This window comes from Synechococcus sp. W55.2 (genome assembly GCF_047461635.1).
Classification (GTDB): Bacteria; Cyanobacteriota; Cyanobacteriia; order Thermostichales; family Thermostichaceae; genus Thermostichus.
In genome coordinates this window covers 15,387-34,601 of the sequence record NZ_JANSHM010000029.1, presented here as the reverse complement: position 1 = coordinate 34,601, position 19,215 = coordinate 15,387, and the positions used below count along the sequence as shown (strand labels likewise).

Here is a 19,215-nt window from a genome sequence, read left to right as displayed (position 1 = left end):
CTTCTTTCCCAATGTTAACTCTCTCTTCTGTCTGTAAAAAAGCCAATATCTTCTGCCATTTGTTTTCATCTAAAAAACCAACTTCATCCTCTTTCCTCTATAAATTATTCTCTCTATCCTAACATAAGATCAACACGACCTAGAGGTTGTTGCTTTGGGTTCCGACCGTTGGGAGCTGCGCTTGACCAACACGGGCACCACCATTCCCCCCGAAGAACAAGAACGCATTTTCGAGCAGTTTTATCGCATCCCCCACTCGGATCCCTGGCAGCAGGGGGGAACAGGCTTGGGATTGGCTCTGGCCCAAGCCATTGCCAACCACTTGGGCGGCTCTTTGCAGGTGGAAAGCACTGCCCACCAAACCACGTTTATTCTTCGCTTGCCCGCAGCAGAATCTTGTTGACGATTCGGTTTGGGCCACTTATGGTGAGATTTACCATATGGGGTGCAGGGTGAAGGTAGCGCTGTTGCAACTGAACTACACTGTCGGCGATCTGAGCGGAAATGCTGAGCGCATCCGTTCAGCGGTTGAGGCAGTGGCGGCGGCGGGAGCAGAGTTGGCCATCACCTCGGAGCTGGCGTTGCTGGGGTATCCACCTCGCGATTTGTTGCTCTACCCGGCCCTGGTCGAGAGGGCAAGCCAGGTTTTGCAGCACTTGGCCAGCCGGTTACAGGCCAGCATTCCGGTAGTCGTGGGATCCGTGCAGCACAATCCTCTGCCTGAGGGTCGGCCCCTTTACAATGCTGCTGCCTGGCTGGAGGGAGGCCAGATCCGCCACTGGTTTCAGAAGTCGCTCTTGCCCACCTACGATGTCTTCGACGAAGATCGCTATTTTGAGCCGGGATCCCAGCCCCAACCCATCGAGTACCGTGGCCGCCGCCTGGGCTTTACCATTTGTGAAGACATTTGGAACGACCGCGACTTTTGGCAGCACCGCCGCTACCACTGGGATCCGGTGGAAGAGATGGCCCGCTGCGGTGCCGACCTGCTGATTAACCTCTCGGCTTCCCCCTTCAGCCTAGGCAAACAGAAGTTGCGGGTGGAGATGCTGGGATCCCTGGCCCGCAAGCACGCCCTGCCCATTCTCTACGTCAATCAAGTGGGGGGCAACGACGACCTCATCTTCGATGGGGCCAGTTGTGCCGTGGATCGCTGGGGTCGGGTTGTGGCCCAAGCCGCTGCCTTTCAGCCGGATCAGCTCATCCTGGATGTGGACGAGTTGACCCAGTCTCCCAACCCAGACCAGAATCCACCAACTACGGGATCCCGCTGGCCGACCGAGCCGGAAGCTGAGCTGTACGAGGCGTTGGTTTTGGGCACCCGCGATTACGTCAGCAAATGTGGCTTTCGCGAGGTGCTATTGGGCCTGTCGGGGGGGATCGACTCTGCCGTAACTGCTGTGATCGCCGCCGATGCCTTGGGGCCGGAGCGGGTGCTGGGGGTGCTCATGCCCTCTCCCTATTCCAGCCCTGGCAGCCTGACCGACGCCTACCAACTGGCGCAAAACCTGGGGATCCCGACCCTGAAGCTGCCGATTCAGTCCATCATGGAGAGCTACCACCAGCTTTTGGCAGAGCCCTTTGCCGGCCTCCCCCCAGACATCACGGAAGAAAACCTGCAATCTCGCATTCGCGGCACCCTCCTCATGGCCCTTTCCAACAAGTTCGGGCGGCTGCTGCTGACCACAGGCAACAAATCAGAGCTAGCAGTGGGCTACTGCACCATTTACGGGGATATGTCCGGCGGCCTGGCGGTGATTTCCGATGTGCCCAAGACCTGGGTGTACCGCTTGGCTCGCTGGATCAACCGACAGCAGGAGCGGATCCCGCTTGCTACTCTGACCAAGCCCCCCTCAGCGGAATTGCGACCCGGCCAACAAGATAGCGACAGCTTGCCCCCCTACGATTTGCTGGACAAGATCCTGCAGCGGCACATCGAGCAGCATCAATCCAGCCCCGAGTTGGTGGCTCAAGGGTTCGATCCCGACATCGTGCAGCAGGTGCTGCGGCTGGTTCAAAAAGCCGAGTTCAAGCGACACCAAGCTCCCCCTGGGCTACGCATTACCGATCGCGCCTTCGGCACCGGCTGGCGGATGCCAATCGCCAAGCGGCAGGAAGGGATCAGTTGAAACCCTCATCTCAATTCAAACCAGGACACCGCACCCACACCTGAAACATTAGAATGCACGGGGCCAGAAGGCTTTTCAAGGACTCCGTCCCGCTGGCGCGACCAGTAGCCCAAGCGTCTCACCCTAACCTGGAATAACTGTAGTTGCCATTTAGGAACTGCTGCAGCCAGCACAGGTATATTTCCTGCTCAGTCAAAGACAACAAAGGGCCTGCAGACCGGCAGACCCCAGGAAAAATCTAAAGAATAAAGAGTGGCAAGCTGATCCCTCTCAGATCAGGCCCAGCCAGGAAGCAACGCCTTGGCCCGTCACCGCTTCGATGACAATGGCCAACACAAAGCCAATCATGGCAGCCCGACCGTTGAGGCGCTCGGCATACTCGTTAAAGCCAAACTTGGGCTCAGACAAATTGGGATTAGACATGAGAACCTCCAGGGTAAACGGGAACGACAGGGAGTGGGATCCGTAAAGAACGAAAACGAGAACGGCACTTGACCTTCAGTATAGTTTGCATTTCTTCATGATCGCAAGCAAGGTGGTCACCCGCTGCCGATGGCGGCGATGATCTGCCGCGCCAGGGGAATGGCCGCCTCATAGGCTTTGCCCTGATGCAGGTGCAGCACCAGCGTCCAGTTGGGATCCGGCAGGGGCCAAAAGGCCAGCAACCAGGCTTGAAAATCTTCTGCCCAGAGAATTGGTCGTCCTCGTCGTTGAGGATTGAGGATGGTGCCAGACTTGGCTGCCACTGGGATCCCTTCTGGGGCAATGCCGCGACAGGTGCCCGCTGTTGCCGCCAGGCTCATGCCAGCATGGAGAGCCTCCCAAATCCAAGCCGGTAAAGAGAAAGCGGGCAGAGAGACCTCGCCAGAAAGGGGTACACCTCGGCGGGCAATCACGCCCCCATAAACCAACAGCTCCCAGGGATCCACCGGCCCAGCCAGACCGGTCGCCAAGAGCGGAGCCGGAGTTGTATTCTGCACACTCCCTAGGCCGAAGCGCCGCAGCCACTCCACCAGGGTATCGGCCCCCAGCTCCCAGCCCAACTGGTAAAAATGCACGTTGCAAGAGTGGGCCAGGGCCTGGCGCAAGTTCAAAGCCCCATGGCCGCGGGGATCCCAGCAGGGTAGGCGGCCCAACCCCAGTTGCGGCGGCGGATCCCACCAACCCGGACAGTGGATCAAGCGCTCGCCGGAGCTGATCCCGGTCTGCAGAGCAGCGGCGGCAACGGCGCATTTGACGGTTGAGCCAGGGCTGGCCCTGATTCTGGAAGCCTGCTCCGGCTGCCAAACCCTTGTTAAACGACCGGTGTTCAGGTTGAGGACGGCGGCAAAATCGCGCGGATGGGGCAGCCCTGCAGATTTCCCCTGCAAGCCCCAGGTCAAAGCAGAACCCAACAGCCAGGCTCCACAGGTGCGACGGTTCATCTGCTGTTGGCCCCGAAAACCCAGCCAGACAAAAGCGGATCCCTGTTACAAAAATTCGGAAATCGCAGCCTTCTCACGGACTAGGGTAATCTGAGTTCAGGTCAATGGAGATAACCCTCATGGCAATTCAGCGTGGTGCCAAAGTCCGTGTGCTGCGGAAAGAATCCTACTGGTACCGGGATGTGGGAACGGTTGCGGCGGTGGATACCAGCGGCATTCTCTACCCGGTGATCGTCCGCTTTGACAAGATCAACTACTACAACATCAACACCAACAACTTCCGCGAAGATGAACTGGAAGTGTTGGAAGCTCCCAAGGCCAAGGCCAAAGCCGCTCCGGCCAGCTAAACCAACAAGGGTTCTGATGCCGGGAGCTGTGTTGCTTGAGCAAGTTGTTCTGTGCCTGAACTGCCGGAAGTTGAAACAGTTCGGCAAGATTTGCAACGCCTCACCTTGGGGCCGCGGATACTTGCGGTGGAGGTGCTCCTGGCCCGCACCATTGCCTACCCTGCAGGGGAGACGTTTGGGCGGGGCTTGATCGGCACCCGTTTTACCCAGTGGCAGCGGCGAGGAAAGTATCTGCTGGGATCCCTGGATTCGAGAGCTGTTCTGGGCGTGCATCTGCGCATGACCGGGCAGTTGCTCTGGGTGCAGGGATCCACCCCTTTATCAGCTCACACTCGTGTTCGTTTGGCCTTTGAGGAAGGGTGGGACTTGCGCTTTGTGGATCAGCGCACCTTTGGCCAGATGTGGCTGGTGCCTGCCGGTGTTGAGCTGGAGGCGGTGATCCCCACCCTGCAGACCTTGGGGCCGGAGCCCTTTTCGCCAGCTTTTTCTGAGGCCTATTTCCAGGCTGCCCTGCAGAAGAGCCGCCGTCTTATTAAAACCGCGCTGCTGGATCAATCGCTGGTAGCCGGGGTGGGCAACATTTACGCCGACGAAGCCCTGTTTCTGAGCGGCATTCACCCTTTGACGCCAGCAGTTCAGCTTTCGGATGTGGCCAAGGCACGCCTGCGAGAAGCTTTGATCGAGGTGTTACGGGCTGGGCTGGAGCAGCGGGGCACCACCTTGCGGGATTACCGGGATCTGCGTGGGCTCAACGGCAACTATCAAGGGCAAGCGTGGGTGTACGGTCGGGAAGGGGATCCCTGTCGCCTCTGTGGCACCCCAATTCAGCGGATGAAGCTGGCAGGTCGGTCGGCTCACTTTTGCCCCCACTGCCAGCCGCAACAGAGCTAGTGGCGCTCCTCAAGATATGGGGGATCCCTGGGGAAATGGGCCAGAGCGGCTACCATCAGCAGTAGGAGGGGATCCCGGTGAAAACCATGGGATGGGCACGGCTCCAACCTGTAAAGCCCTTGATGAGGGGAAGTCGCCTCTGGTCGGGAGCGCTGTTGGCGCTGGGGATCCCGACGGCTGCGACCTTTGCCCAACTGGAGTTGGATGCCCAACTGGGCCGCTCCCAAATTGTTTTTCCCAGCAAGGATTGCCCCGCCTGCAACCTAACGGGGGCAGAACTGCCGGGAGCTGACCTCAGTGGGGCCAACCTGAAAGAAGCGATCCTCAGACAGGCCAATCTCCAAGCTGCCGACCTCTCCCAAGCAATCCTCAATCTGGCCGATTTGAGAGGGGCCAATCTGAGTGGCTCAGCTCAGGCAGGGGCTTTCTTGTGGGAAGCCGATCTGGCGCAGGCCAACCTGCAGCAGACAGATCTGACGGGTGCCAATCTGCAGGTGGCCAACTTAAGCGGGGCCGACTTGCGTCGAGCCATCCTCACCGGCGCCGACCTCACAGGGGCCAAGTTACACAATGCCGATCTGCGGGGGGCCGACCTGCGAGGCGCTTTTCTGGAGGGGGCGGATCTGACCGGCGCCCTGTACAATGCCCAAACCCGGCTGGATCCCACCTTTGACCCCCAGGCCCGCGGCATGGTCTTGGTGAAGCCATAACCCCCCTCTCCCCAAGGGAGAGGGGTTGGGGGTGAGGGCGCTTTATTTGGGATCCCTCCTTGGGCAGATTAAAACCAGCACCCCCTCGGCTGGGATCCCCTGCCATGACTTCCCCTGTCCGCGTTCTCATTGCCGACGATCATCCCCTCTTCCGGCTGGGGCTGAAGTTTGCCCTGCAAGCCCAAGGATTTGAGGTGGTGGCCGAAGCCGAGACGGGATCCCAGGCCGTCCACCATTGTCGCAGTTGCCCCATCGACGTAGCCATTTTGGATGTGCGCATGCCGGATGGGGATGGGATCGCCGCCTGCCAGCAAATCACCGAGCTGGGCCTGCCGGTGGTGGTGGTGATGATGACCACCTTTCAGGAGCCGGGTCTGATTGAGGCAGCCCGCCGCGCCGGGGCCAAAGGCTACCTTTCCAAAGAGACCGACCCGGCGGAATTGGCCCGCGTCATCCGTCAGATTTTGTCCAACCCCGAACGAGACTGGCTGCCTGCCCGACAGGAGCTGCCCAAGCTCACCCCCCGCGAGCTGTGTGTGCTGCAACTGATGAGCGAGGGCTTGGCCAACAAACAGATCGCCCGCCGTCTGGGCCTAAGCATCGAAACCGTCAAAGAATACGCCAGCGCCGCCTACCGCAAGCTGGATGCCAACGACCGCGTCACCGCCCTGCTCAAGGCGCAGCAACTGGGGATCTTGTGAATTGGAGAAAGGGCTTGGGGATTCCCCCCAGAGGTGGGGATTTGCGGCGGCCATGATCACCGCCATACTGTTGCTAGCTTGGCATCTTGACAGGGATCCCCTGGGTGCCGCCTTCCCCTTCACGTTGTCCGAGATACGGTATGTCTGCTCCTTCCACGCTGCTGCTCAAGCTCACCCTGCGCTTGCTCGCCTCTTTGAAAGCACGGGTGGATCGGCGCAAGATCCGCGAGCGCGGCTTTGTGCTGCCAGTGGCGATTTTAATCGTGCTGGTGCTGAGCTTGGTGACGGTAGGGCTGCTGACCCGCTCTACCCAGCGCACCATCCAAACCCAGGTGGAGCGGGCAGAGCAGACGGTTAGCCGGCAACTGAGCACCGCCATCGACCGGGCGCGGGCCAAGATCGACTACCTCGTCCGGGATCGCCGCCTGCCTGTCAGTGCTCCCACTGATGAGCAATTCACCTCTGCCCTGCTCAACGATGGCGAAGTGGTGCCTGCGGAAGCCTCGGATCCCTACACCCTTCCCGACGAGGAGCGTTTCCTGTTGACCTACACGGCTCGCGTGCCCGATCCCCAGAATCCAGGTCGGCGAATCGAAGTGCAGCGGCAAGCCCCGGCTTGGTGGTTTTTGGTGGATACCGACAACAACGGCCTCAATGACTCCGTAACAGCCTATACCATCCTTCATGCTCGTCGTGCGCCGGTAGAGGGCCGAGACAGACTGGAGGGCTTTGAGGGAAATATCAGCGATACTGAACGGGCGCGGCGACTGGTGATCCGCAGTGGTCCACTTCAAGGATCCGTCCTGGAAGGGTGCACTGATTCCGCTGCCAACCAGACTTTCAACCCGAACATAGGGGATTGGTTCCAGGTCGGCCCGGCGCTGTACAAGCCCTTCCAGGTCTTTGCCGTCACCCTGCCGATTCAAGGCGCCGACTCCACCACCCGTGCCATCTCGGCTTTGCAATTCCAGCAGGAGCAGAAGCGGGATCTACTCAACAAGTGGGGGATTTTCAGCCGCAGCGACGCGGAGTTCTTCTTCACCCCTGGATACAACTGGAACGGCGCTATCTACACAGGGGGCAGCCTTTTCTTCCGCTATGCCCCCAACAACTTGTTCCGGGCTTTCGCCATCAGCTCGGAGGAATCCTGCTTCTACATGCCCTCTGACAACTCTGAGATCACTGCCTTTGGAGAGCTGGTGGCAGGGGCCATTGGTTACCGTGACCAGCAGGTGAGCGACAACCTCATCTTCGATGCCCACCCCGGTGTGCCAGGTAGGGCACCTAGTACGTCCCGTCTGAATAACCTCAACTTTGATTCAGTTCAGAATGATTCAGTTCAGAACAATGAAGACAATGAAGATCCGGAAAAGATAGCTCTGGATCCGCTGGAGCTCCAGCTTTTTGGCCGCATTCGCACCCGCGGAACCTATGCACCAGATCCAGCGGGATGGTCGGACTCCCCAATTAATGCCAAGCAGGGAGGACGAGTTAAAGCCGGTGGCTTTCAATCAGAAAGAGACCAGGTCTGCCCTCCCTATGTAGACGATGTCTATCGGGCCGACAACCGCTTTGGCCCCAAAGCCAGCTACGACCGTCCGCCTGTAACTCCTGACCCGCAGAGGGGCTGCGATGTGGACACCTTTGCTCAGAGGTTTGGTGTCGGTGCCGGTAGCCCGATTCCTCCTAATGCCAGGAACAACCAGAATGAGTCTTTGACCGAGGACAACCCTCCCCCAGGGGCCCTTTCCGAGGTGGGGCTGGACGGCTACTGGGAGCGGCGGGCCCGTGTGGAAGGTCTGCGGGTGATCGTGGGCCAGCGTCTGGAGCTGACCCGCACCGATTCTTTGCCTTTGCCTTTGGTGCCGCCCGGGGATCCCGAGGACCCCGACCCCACCAGGTTACAGGCCATTTTCATCAGCAACGAGGCGCGGCAACGCCTAACGCTACGGGATAACCCAGCGGCAGTGCAGGCCACGGCCGTTTACCACTACAGCCATGAGCAGGGGCGCTTTCCCGTTGCCTGCTTGGCCACGGTGGCTCACCCCGGCACTCCCTGGAGCTTGCAGCGGGCTTCTACGTTTCCCGCGGGTGACCAGAGCAACCAACTGGGTATCAACTTCTTTACCGGCGAGGGCACCAACGTTTGGGAATATGATCCCACGCCAATGAAAGAGCAGCTACGGCCTGGCACCCCACTGTGGACGGCGCTAACCAACCTGGCTAATTTTGCCGGCGATCCCGACGGGGCCTACCCACCTAAGCAAGAGCCGGGCCGCATTCATCCGGATCCGTTCATCACCGCCTTTGGCAACTTCTCGGAGCTGCGGCGGGTCATCGATACCGTTAACAGAGGCACTGCTGTTGACCAACTGAGCCTAGCCGACCAAACCACGCTGCAAACGGCAGGCTGCATGTTGGGCATGCTGGCGGACAACATCCTGCGCATTCGGGATGCCGCCAATGCCAAGGATCCAGGAGCTCAAATCCTTTTGAACGACATCCAAGCCAGCCGAGCTGGGGACCGAGAAGCAGCCAACCGGTTTTATCTGCCGCTGCGCTACATTTTCCCTCTGCAGACCTTCCACCACAGTGTGCCTCCCAACCCCGACGATGACCTTGAAAATGAGCGGAGGCAGGCCTACCCCTTCCTACAGGGGCCAGTAACCTATCAAGCCGTGGTGGACCTGGAATCCATGAGGCTGAGGCCCCAGCCTAAGATCAACGCCTGGACCTTGCCCAATGCTCGTTTAGAGGAATGCCCCAGAAGCCCAGTACTTGGCAACCACCCCAACAGCAACCGATTTGAGTTAATTCGGATTGGCGACCAGTGCTACCGCGTGCCCTTCAAAGATTCCGTCTTCTACGATGGCCGCGAGGCAATGGCGGTGCGGGCCCTCAACATCGACCTGGCCCTGCTGACCAACAACGTCAACGGACAGGCCAGGGGGTTGATTAACGGGGACACTTGGCTGCCTGCCGGCATTGGCGAGAACCGAGAAGGGGGGATTTTCTACGCCTTCCGGGAAGATGCGGTACGGGAGGATGCCATTGCCCGCCCGCCCTTGGGCACTTTTGATAGCTACCTGGCCGAATGGCAAGCGGGGAATGCCCGCGGTGACCTGGGCGATGCCGGTATTATGAACGCCGGTCAGCCAGGTCGCGGCACGGCCAATGGCCAAACGGTCTGGGATCCCCCTGTTTCCGAGCAAGGTCTCAGCCCCAAACCGGTGGACTACTATGCCGATCCGGATCGGCGGCCCTACGGCTTCCGGCTGCGCAACGGGGCGGTGCTGGCCCGCGGCGGGTTCAACCCTGATGACGCGATTTTTGGCCTCTCCTTCGTTTCCGACAACCCCGTTTACATCCAAGGGGACTTTAACCTGCACCAGACGGGGAACGGGCAGCGGCTGGAGGAGTTCACAACTCTTCTTAACTTCGGAGCAGACGGCCTCTACAGCAACTTCTACGGGCGGCGGCGGGCCGATGAAGACCGGCGCTTTGCTCGGGCGGCGGAGGATCTCTGGCGGCCTAGCGAGGTCTTGGGCGACTCGGTGAACATCCTTTCTGCCGATTTCTGCGACGGCAGCATTGATGATGCCTTTGTCCAGGATGGCACCCTCAATGGCGGCGGCGTTAACTACAACCCCGGGCAGGACTACGACGGTGGACGGGCCTCAGCACCTCGCCGCAGCGACTACTACGGCTGCAGCGGGCCAAACCTAGGAGCCAACACTTCTTTCCTCAACCAGGCCCTGGTAATCCGCGACAACAACTGGCCGGCTCCGGATCCCAACGGAGGCGGCGCTGGTGTCCTCCGCTTCGACAACACCAACGGGGCCCAGAACCTGGGCGACAACCTCAACCAGCCGGGTTGGCCGGATGTGTTTGCCCGCGACACCATTCTGGCTCCCTTCAACAACGCCGATTCGGATCCCAATAACGATGACAGAACGGCGGGCGGTGGCGTGCCGGCAGTGCGGCCCTTGCGGGCACCCGATGTGGGCTATGCCAACTTCGGCACCCGCATCTCCGCTTTGGGCAACCCGGTGCTGGATACCTCCCGCTGGCTGCTGGTGGCTCCACTTGGGCCTTGCCCCGAGCCTGAAGGAGGCGGTGGCCTATTGGCCGAGTACTACAACGGCTGGCTGACCAGCCCGCAGAACCGGTACAACCGCAACACAGGGTTTGCCACCAGCGGAGCCGTAGGCCCCCTGCTTCCAGAAGCCCAAGAGGCCAACCTGCCCTACCTGCGGGCAGTGCGCTGGCCGGATCCGGTGTTCCCGGCGCAAGGAGTACCTGACGCCATTGGTCAGTTTAACAGCAGGGTTACCACCAATAACGGCTTTACCAGCAGTGCTCACACTTGCCCCACGACCAACTTGGGCAGCGCCAACAAAGACCAACGCTGGGCCTGTGTGCGAGATGCCATCAATAATCCGAGCAACCTAGCCCCCTTTGCCCGCAGCGGTGGCCCTGAGTTTCCCTGGTGGGGAGGCTTCCAGTACTTTTTTGGCAGCAATAACAGCATAGACTCGCGCTCCCCCTTCAAACGGCAGCTGTACAACAATCTCAGCTGCAACGGCTCTTTGTCTGACATCCTGCAGCCCCTCTGCCGTTTGTCACTACCGCCTGGCAACCCCGATCGGCGGGATCGCGGCGACTGGTTCTGGATGCCCAGTTGTGGGGAGCCCGATGGCAACAACAGCCTGCCGAACCTGCCCATCGACGCGGATGACCTCAACTTTCCAAGTCACTTCAACTTCCAGCGCTCCTGCTGGCGGCGCAGAAGTGGTGGGACAAACAGCGGCAACAACAACGGCAACGACTTTTTCGTGGTGCGCTGGGTAGGGGAGCTGTATCCCCGTTGGCCTGGCCTACAGAGCTACCGCATTCTCAACGGCGACGACGGCGTGCGGCTGATCATTCGACGGCGGGACGGCTCCGATGCCACTTTCGAGAACCGCGGAGTTTGGAACGGAACTCCCCTCAACCTAGGGCCCAATGCTGCGGGTGCCGAAGCCTGGTGGGATAGCGGCAGCAACGAGTTTGCCTTGAGATTGGAGCTGGAGTGCGCGGATCCATCCCAGCCCTCGCCCTACTTGGTGGAGATCCAAACTTACGAAAATACCGGCAGTGCCTCCCTGCGCTTTGCCACTCGCGATGGCAGCGATCTAGAAGACTACGACCTGCGGTACCTGAAGCCGTTGAAGGGGGTAAACCAACCTTGCCAGCCGGATCCGCTGAAGCCTTTAGCACCCAACCAGAAGTACTGCGCAACCCCCCTCAACTGCGATCCCATCTGGACAGGCTGGACTCCTGCATGTGACCCCAACATCTGTCAGCAAACCACTATTACCCAAACCAGAACTGCCACCTTGCCTGCTGGTTGCCCTGGCACTCCGCCAACACCGCAAACTCGGACGATCACCTGCTACCCTCAGTACAACTACGGGCCTTGGTCAGATTGGACGCCTCAGTGTACCCAGCAGCAGCAGTGCAGCCGGGCTACCATTACGCAGAGCCGCAGCCGCACGGTTACGCCGCTGTGTCCCAGCCAAAGCCCCTTTACTGAAACCCAAAACCAAACCATCACTTGCCAACCTCCGGGGGCTACCTGCACCTATACAGACTGGACTCCTGCGTGCACGGTGGCCAATGGCGGCCTGACCATAACTCAGACCCGCACCGAAACCTGCACCTCGATTTGCGGAACCACCACCAGGCAGCAAACCCAGACGGTCACCTGCCAGAAGATCTGCAACTACAACTGGGGACCTTGGTCGCCGGCCAGTTGCGATGAGGTCATCGACCAAATCGCCTGCGGCACAACCAAAACCTTTACCCAAACCCGGACGGGCACCCTCATCGCCAGCACCAGCAGCCCCACCTGTCCGGCCACCACAACGGGGACACAAAGTTTGACCTGTCAAGGTCGGCCTTGCGGGTCGAGCACCTTTGCCCCAGAAACTCGTTCCAAGAGCCCCTTGGGCGAGTGGATGGCAGCCAAGCCCAACACGGTGGAGCTGCGCCCCATTCAGGCAGTCGAGGCCGATCCGGAGCCGGAGACCATCAGCGTGAATACGGTGGCTGCGGCTCCTGCCGAGGGCGTAACCATTGCTCTGCAGCCGGAGCTTTCCCCGGTGCTGGAAGTGAAAGCAGGGGTGCCCAAGCTGCCCAAGTGGCCCAGCCCTGCCGAGGCTCTGCAGGCGGCCTTCAATTGGATGTTTGGTGAGCCCGCCTATGCTGCCCGCGCCGGACTGAGAGGCAATTTGCTCTCCAGCCAGATCGCCAACCCCAGCAAAGAACCCGGCATTCGCCCTGCCGAGAGTGGTGCTTCTCCGATTTCCGGAACTCTTAGCCTAGGCACCGACGACTGGGCGCGGCAACTGCGGCGGCGATTGCTCAATCCCAATGGAACTGTTCGCTGTGACTCAGAAGAAAAGGTCACTCCCACCGACGGTGGCTTCTGGGTACCGGGGGTGTTTCGCCCCAACTTCAACGACCGCTTCAAGTACACCGCCTACACCGGTGACAGCCGACCCAGCACTCTGCGTACCTCTCCTAAAGGTGCCGATCCTACCTTCGAGGATCTCAACAAGAATGGCATTTGGGATCTGGAGGAGCCTTCAAATGTTTTGGAGCGGGATCCACTGTTTGGGTTAGACTTGCCGGATCGGCCAGAGCTAGAGATCCAACCCCAGATGGCGCTCAACCCTTACGCCCGCGTCAACAAAAGCGCCGCGACCCAAGCCTACACTCCCGCGTCCAAGTATGCGGACGGATACTACATTAACCACAAGGGCAGTGAAGATATTCGCAATGGCCTCTGCTTCTACGTCAAGCCCAACGGCAACACCATCCAGGTGCAGGTTGATCGGGATGGCGGCAGTGGCAATAAACCGGAGTGGGTGGACGTAGAGCCCTTCACCCTGGATCTGAACAAGCCCACCACCGGCTTTGCCGGCAACAACCCTGTGCTGGGGGTAATCCTGGATGAGGTGACCCGTCGGCCCATTCCCATTCCCCGCTTCCAAGAGCTGGCCTCAGCGGATGTAAACCAGCGCCGCCGCAACGACAACGGCACCCAAAACCGGCAGCTCCAGCCGGCCAGGGAAACGCGGGTGAATGCCATTGCCATCAGCGGTGTGATCCCGTCTCGGCTGAATCAGACAGGCGGGGGCATGCACAACTTCCTGCGCCTCAACGAGCTGTGGAGAGATGTCAACCTCTTTTTCAGCGGCTCGATGATCCAGCTCAACTACAGCACCTATGCTACCGGCCCCTTCCTGCAGCACAGCTTTGAGCCACCCGATCTGGTAGCCGATCCAACCTTTGTGCGGGGCTACGACTACTACTACCCACCCAACCGCCGCTTCGGCTACGATGTGGGCCTGCAAATTGCCCGTCGTCCCAGCGCGGTGTCGGCTCGCTTCCAATTCCCCTCCAACACGCGCACGGAGTTCTTGCGGGAGTTGGATCCTCAGGATCCGTATGTGCGGCGGCTGCGCTGCGCACTCCAGAATCAGCCGGGTGTGCAGTTGGATCCGTCTGCCCGGATTGGTGGCTGTAATGAGTTCAACTGATATCGACTCCCCAAGCCAGGGGTAGATTCGAGGTAGGAGCAGAGTGGGCTAAGGGAGGGATCGATGAGCAAAGGACGGCTTTGGCGGCAACAAGAAACAGGGGGCTTTACCCTCATTGAGGTCTTGGCGTCGGTGGTCATTGTGGCTTTGGCCATGGCTGCCCTGGCCCCTACCCTCACGGTAATTGCTTACCGGCGCGCCATGAGCGAGCGGGTGGAGCTGGCCAACCGCCTAGCCCAGGAGGAGGTGGACCGCATCCGCACCCTGGTGGATATCGAGCTATCTGACGACCCTCGTGCTTTTCGGCATCCGGCTCAACTAGCCCGCCTGCCCAAGGTGGGAGCCAACCCGCTGGCAAATACCCCACCTCCTACCGATATGGACACAGAGGGGGACAACTATTCCATTCGCGTGGCTCGGGTTCAAGTGCCGGGGCGTAACCCCGAAGAATACGTCATCCAAACCTTTCGCGACGCGGGGGCACCTTGCATCGACCGGCGCGAAAACAGGGTCATTCAGGGGGTTCCCTGCAGCTTTCGCATGGGGGTGAGGGTTTACCATCGCTTTTCTTTCGACCCGACCACTCGCCAAGCGCTGCCTGGATTGGGAACGGAGTTGGCTTCGGCCAGCCAGAACTTGGCCAATGCCGATGTCTGGCTCTTTCCCATGGCCACCTCATTTGTAGAAATTAACCCCGCCGCCAACTTGGGAGATGTTTGCCGGCAGATAGCCATTGCCAGAGGCGAGAATCCCATCGAGAGGTGCCGGGCTTTCCCCCTGCCTGTTAATCCTGTTGCACCGTGAGGTAGAGCCTAAGTTCCTTCCCGCAAAACCTGTTGAGAAGATGGGGGTGTTTCCCTATGTTTTTCAAGATTTTTCGCCGCAGACCCAGTAAGAGCAGAGGGTTTACCCTCATTGAGCTGTTGGTCTCGCTGCTGATTGCCTCCATCTTTCTCTTGGCCACGGGGATGATCGTCGTTGAGACGATGCGGCTGGATCGGGAAGAGACGGGCCGCACCCAGGTGCAGGCGGAGCTGACGCAGGCCATGGAATATATCCAGCAAGATCTGGCGGAGGCTCTCTACATCTATAACGACACCGAACGGCCCAGTGACCCTCAACAGCCCCCCGGAGATGGGATCCCGGATGTCATTCAACGGCTCTACGCGCCGGGCTGGATCCGCCGACCCGATGACGCTATCCCGGTTGTTGCCTTTTGGAAGTTGGAGCCGATCCCGCAGGGATGCTACGCGGGCAACCCCACCTTGCAAGATATTCGAAGAGGCAATGCTACCCTACTAAACCAGCCACCTCTCGGGTTTCCGCGCGATCAGAACGGTAGAAATGCGGATTGGGACACTCTTGTCAGCCGCCGCGGCATCTACACCCTGGTGGTGTACTACCTACGCCGCAACTACAACAACGCCGGCAACCCAACGGGGCGCACTCCCTGGGAAGGCAACGCGCGGATCGACCGTTTTGAGTTGCTACCCTTCAACACTGAGGGTCAAAATAACTGCGCTGGGCGCAGCCCATTCTTTAGGGTTGATCCCGATCCTTTCCAGGAGGGTTTTCTTGCCTGGCCCTCTCAGCAGGCTCTGCAAAGGCTCCAGCGGGAGGGAACACCCCAGGAGCGTATTGCCGATGCAGGCAATCAAGGCCCCCGCCTGACAACTCTAGTCTCCAACATCTTCAGCAGCCGGGAGGGAAGTCCGCAGGTTGCACCCGCTTGCCCGCAGGGCTATGCCTTTGGTGGCGGCAGGCCCAACGGCGTCACCTTCCCAGGGCTGGGAGATAACCAAAACGACGTGGGCTTCCATGTCTGCGTGCGGCAAAGCGTCGGCGCTGACCGACCGCAGGATGTGATCATCAACATCACCGCCACGGCCATGGAGCGGGCCAACCCTGGCCTTTTCCGTCGCTACATCCGAAATGCCACCAGCGTCGATATCTCAGAGGTGTCGCGCTACTTGCTGCCAATGCAAACACGGGTTCTTGCCCGCGGTGTTATCAACCGTCAGCTCTCCTAGGGGGAATGTCCACCATGTTGGCCTTGGAGAAAAAAGCAATTGGCCGATCTCAGCCTTTTCGATCCCGGGGCTTTACGCTGACAGAAGTCCTAGCGGTGGTGGTCATCATCGGCATCTTGGCCGCGCTAGCCGTTCCCTCTGGGATCAACATCTGGGCCCGGATCCAGCTTGAGGATGCGCAAAACAAGGTAGAGCGGGCTTTGCGCACCGCCCGCACCAACGCCAGGGCTTCTCTCCTGGGCCGAGCTTGGGTGGTGGGGGTGGACAATTCAGAGCCAAACGTGCCGACTCTGGTTATCCAGGATGAGGAGGGCCTCTGCGATGAACCTACCCCCTGTCAGCGGCTACGCCTGAACAATTTTGTAACTGTAGCCAACACCTTCAATGACGGAAGGGCGGTTTTTGAATCCGATGGCCAGGCCCGTCAACTGGGTCGCTTTGTAGTCAGCAGCACCTACTCTCAGGGGGAAAACCGCTGTGTGGTGGTAAGCACCTTGATAGGCACTATCCGCAAGGACAACGACCCGGCTTGTGCAAGTAGAACAGATGCAGAAGAGTAGCTAGGCTTGCAACCTTCTTGAAAGAGGGTAGGATGGTCAGGCCGATGTTTTTGGGTGGAGCATGGCTTCTCCTTCCCTGATCCCTCAGGAAAAAACTTTCCCTTGGCAGGCTCGTCAGCCTGCTTTGCTGGTGCTGGCGGATGGCACTTCCTTTGCCGGTTGGTCTTTTGGGGCGCCGGGCACGGCGGTGGGCGAGGTGGTGTTCAACACAGGCATGACCGGCTACCAGGAGGTGATCACCGATCCCAGCTACCGGGGGCAGATGGTTACCTTCACCTGTCCGGAGCTGGGAAATACCGGAGTCAATGAGCTCGACGAAGAATCGGCTCGGCCTCAGGTTGCGGGGATCATCGCCCGCAATGTGTCTCGCCTGGCCAGCTCCTGGCGGGCTACATCCACCCTCCCCGAATACCTGCAACGATATGGGATCCCGGCCATTGCTGGGGTAGATACGCGGGCTTTGGCACGGCGGCTGCGCTCTCAGGGGGTGATGAACGGGGCCCTTTCCACGGAGACTTTGGATCCCCAGGTTTTGTTGGAGCGGGTGCGCCAGGCTCCTTCCATGCAGGGGTTGAGCTTGGTGGCGGAAGTTACTACTCCTCAACCCTACGAGTGGCTGGAACCTACCCCCGCCGACTGGGACTATGGCCGCAGCCAAGGGATCCCAGTGCCGGAGCCGCCCCTGCGGGTGGTGGCCTTGGATTTCGGCGTTAAGCGCAACATTCTGCGCCGCCTTACCCACTATGGCTGTCGGGTGATGGTGTTGCCGGCCAATGCCAACCCGGAGCAGATTTTGAGTTACAACCCCGATGGGATCTTCCTCTCCAATGGGCCAGGGGATCCCGCCGCTGAGACGACTGCCATCCGCACCACGCAAGCGCTGCTGCAAACCGGGAAGCCCCTATTTGGGATCTGCCTGGGCCATCAGATTCTCAGTTTGGCCCTAGGGGGATCCACCTACAAGCTCAAGTTTGGCCATCGGGGCCTCAACCATCCCTGTGGGCTGGACAAGCAAGTGGAGATCACCAGCCAGAACCACGGATTTGCGGTGGATGCCGCTTCGATCCCCGCCGATGGGGTGGTAATCACCTACCTCAACTTGAATGACCGTACCGTGGCCGGGATCCGCCACCGTCACCTGCCCCTGTTTTCCGTGCAGTATCACCCGGAAGCCAGCCCCGGCCCCCACGACGCCGATCACCTCTTCCGCGAGTTCGTGGAGCTGATGCTGCAGCACCGCTCCCGTTAGCCTCACCCCCGGCTTTTTTCCCTCAGGGCCAGGGCGGCGCGGGCTTCTTCTCGGTCGTCGAAGTGAATCTTCTCGGTGCCCAGGATCTGGTAGTCCTCATGGCCTTTGCCGGCAATGACCACCGTATCCCCTGGCTGGGCTGCGAGGATGGCCAGGCGAATGGCCTGCCGCCGATCCACCTCCACCGCCTTGGGGGATCCAGGGATCCCGGCCAAAATATCCCGTAGGATCTGCTGGGGATCTTCGGTGCGGGGGTTGTCGGAGGTAACGATCACCTGATCTGCCCAGGTGGCGGCAATGCGGCCCATCTGCGGTCGTTTGCCCCGATCCCGATCCCCGCCACAGCCAAAGACGCAGATAAGTTGCCCTTGCACCTGGGATCGCAGGGCCTTGAGCAGGTTTTCCAGGCCGTCGGGGGTGTGGGCGTAGTCCACAACTACCGCGATATCCTGCCCTGGCAGGGTCACCCGCTCCATCCGCCCCGGTACGCCCGGAAAGTGGGGCAGGGCCGACTGGATGATCTCGACAGGGATCCCCAAGTGCAGGGCTACCCCCACCGCCGCCAGCAGGTTGGCCAGGTTGAAGGATCCCACCAGGGGGGCTGCCACGGCAAAGGCGCCAGAGGGGGTGTGGAGCGTCGCCTGTAAGCCGCTGGGGTGCAATTGAACGTTGCTGGGCCAGAGGCCGGGGATCCCTTCCAGAGGCTGCAGCGAGTAGGCCCAGGGCTGCAGATCGGGCCGAATGGCTTGCAAGAGCCGCCGTCCCCCAGCATCGTCGGCGTTGATCACCGCCCGCCCTTGGAGATACTCCTGTCGGAAGAGGGTGGCTTTGGCCTGCCAGTAGTTCTCCATGCTGCCGTGGAAATCCAGGTGATCCTGGGTAAGGTTGGTCCAGACGGCAGCGGCAAAGGAACACCCCCACACTCGATCTTGAGCCAATGCGTGAGAGCTCACTTCCATCACGGCCACCTCTGCCCCGACTTGGTGGGCCTGCCGCAGGCTGCGCTGCAGCTCTAGGGGAAAAAGGGTGGTGTGGGAGGCCACTTCGCTATAGCCAGGCCAGCGGTTGTACAGAGTGCCCAGCAAAGCCGCGGAGCGGCCGGCAGCTTGCACCAAATGTTCGATTAAGTGGGTAGTGGTGGTTTTGCCATTGGTGCCCGTCACCCCCACCAAGGTCAGTTGGCGGGCGGGAAACCCATAGAAAGCTGCCGCCACCTTGGCCACGGCCCTGTTCAGGCTGGCGCGAGGCAAAACCAGGACGGGCTGACTTCCCCATCCAGCCTCTCCGCTGACGCTCTCCCACGCCTCTTGGGAAATGAGGGCCGCCACTGCCCCTGCCGCCAGGGCTTGGGCCACGAAGCTACCTCCATCCACGCGGGATCCCGGCATCCCCAAGAAGAGATCCCCCGGCTGTACCTGGCGAGAGTCGGCACAGAGGCCCCAGACCTGCACCCCCTCCAGGGATCCCTGGGCCAATTGAGGCTGGATCCCGGCTTGGCTGAGCAATTTGGACAAAGTGATCCCAGCAGTTTCCATCGTTGCCACTCCCCACAGCTTTGCCGGTTAGGGTAGCGGCCAGGGATTGCCGC

Annotated in this window: 14 protein-coding genes and 1 pseudogene; 11 read left to right on the top strand and 4 right to left on the bottom strand. The window is 60.3% G+C overall.

All coding sequences use genetic code 11. The features are described 5' to 3' along the window. Positions 1-76, bottom strand: a pseudogene (locus NW828_RS07625) (IS5/IS1182 family transposase); the annotation flags it as partial. A 78-nt stretch (positions 77-154) separates the two neighbouring features. Between NW828_RS07625 and NW828_RS07620 the strand changes: the two are divergent. Both NW828_RS07620 and NW828_RS07615 read left to right on the top strand, forming a co-directional pair. After that, positions 155-403 carry an ATP-binding protein gene (locus NW828_RS07620; protein ID WP_414382973.1) on the top strand — a complete coding sequence of 83 codons (249 nt, stop codon included), beginning with the start codon at positions 155-157 and terminating at the stop codon, positions 401-403. Positions 404-440: 37 nt separating this feature from the next. After that, complete coding sequence (locus tag NW828_RS07615) at positions 441-2,129, top strand: NAD+ synthase (protein WP_414382971.1); 1,689 nt, start codon at positions 441-443, stop codon at positions 2,127-2,129. Positions 2,130-2,399: 270 nt separating this feature from the next. Here the strand turns inward: NW828_RS07615 and NW828_RS07610 are convergent, their stop codons facing one another. Beyond that, on the bottom strand, positions 2,400-2,552 hold the full coding sequence (locus NW828_RS07610; RefSeq protein WP_011429120.1) for a chlorophyll a/b-binding protein: 153 nt from the start codon (positions 2,550-2,552) through the stop codon (positions 2,400-2,402). A 116-nt stretch (positions 2,553-2,668) separates the two neighbouring features. Further along, on the bottom strand, positions 2,669-3,553 hold the full coding sequence (locus tag NW828_RS07605; protein ID WP_414350373.1) for a penicillin-binding transpeptidase domain-containing protein: 885 nt from the start codon (positions 3,551-3,553) through the stop codon (positions 2,669-2,671). Positions 3,554-3,672: 119 nt separating this feature from the next. Between NW828_RS07605 and NW828_RS07600 the strand changes: the two genes are divergently transcribed. From NW828_RS07600 to carA, 9 genes are all read left to right on the top strand, one after another. Further along, complete coding sequence (locus tag NW828_RS07600; RefSeq protein WP_414329200.1) at positions 3,673-3,900, top strand: photosystem I reaction center subunit IV; 228 nt, start codon at positions 3,673-3,675, stop codon at positions 3,898-3,900. Between the two features lie 51 nt (positions 3,901-3,951). Continuing rightward, the gene (locus NW828_RS07595) at positions 3,952-4,791 is read left to right on the top strand and encodes a DNA-formamidopyrimidine glycosylase (RefSeq protein WP_414382969.1); all 840 of its coding nucleotides are present in this window, start codon (positions 3,952-3,954) and stop codon (positions 4,789-4,791) included. Between the two features lie 86 nt (positions 4,792-4,877). Then, complete coding sequence (locus NW828_RS07590; RefSeq protein WP_414382967.1) at positions 4,878-5,501, top strand: pentapeptide repeat-containing protein; 624 nt, start codon at positions 4,878-4,880, stop codon at positions 5,499-5,501. 104 nt (positions 5,502-5,605) lie between these two features. Then, complete coding sequence (locus tag NW828_RS07585; RefSeq protein WP_414382965.1) at positions 5,606-6,202, top strand: response regulator; 597 nt, start codon at positions 5,606-5,608, stop codon at positions 6,200-6,202. A gap of 140 nt (positions 6,203-6,342) precedes the next feature. Then, positions 6,343-13,788 carry a hormogonium polysaccharide biosynthesis protein HpsA gene (gene hpsA / locus NW828_RS07580; protein ID WP_414382963.1) on the top strand — a complete coding sequence of 2,482 codons (7,446 nt, stop codon included), beginning with the start codon at positions 6,343-6,345 and terminating at the stop codon, positions 13,786-13,788. Between the two features lie 63 nt (positions 13,789-13,851). Continuing rightward, the gene (locus NW828_RS07575) at positions 13,852-14,592 is read left to right on the top strand and encodes a prepilin-type N-terminal cleavage/methylation domain-containing protein (protein ID WP_414382961.1); all 741 of its coding nucleotides are present in this window, start codon (positions 13,852-13,854) and stop codon (positions 14,590-14,592) included. A gap of 56 nt (positions 14,593-14,648) precedes the next feature. Beyond that, on the top strand, positions 14,649-15,818 hold the full coding sequence (locus NW828_RS07570) for a type II secretion system protein J (RefSeq protein ID WP_414382959.1): 1,170 nt from the start codon (positions 14,649-14,651) through the stop codon (positions 15,816-15,818). Between the two features lie 5 nt (positions 15,819-15,823). Continuing rightward, positions 15,824-16,378 carry a Tfp pilus assembly protein FimT/FimU gene (locus NW828_RS07565; protein WP_414382957.1) on the top strand — a complete coding sequence of 185 codons (555 nt, stop codon included), beginning with the start codon at positions 15,824-15,826 and terminating at the stop codon, positions 16,376-16,378. Positions 16,379-16,439: 61 nt separating this feature from the next. After that, the gene (gene carA / locus NW828_RS07560; protein WP_414382956.1) at positions 16,440-17,627 is read left to right on the top strand and encodes a glutamine-hydrolyzing carbamoyl-phosphate synthase small subunit; all 1,188 of its coding nucleotides are present in this window, start codon (positions 16,440-16,442) and stop codon (positions 17,625-17,627) included. Between the two features lie 2 nt (positions 17,628-17,629). On the opposite strand, the gene NW828_RS07555 is transcribed toward carA, so the two are convergent. Further along, on the bottom strand, positions 17,630-19,162 hold the full coding sequence (locus NW828_RS07555; RefSeq protein ID WP_414382954.1) for a UDP-N-acetylmuramoyl-L-alanyl-D-glutamate--2,6-diaminopimelate ligase: 1,533 nt from the start codon (positions 19,160-19,162) through the stop codon (positions 17,630-17,632). Positions 19,163-19,215 lie beyond the last annotated feature (53 nt).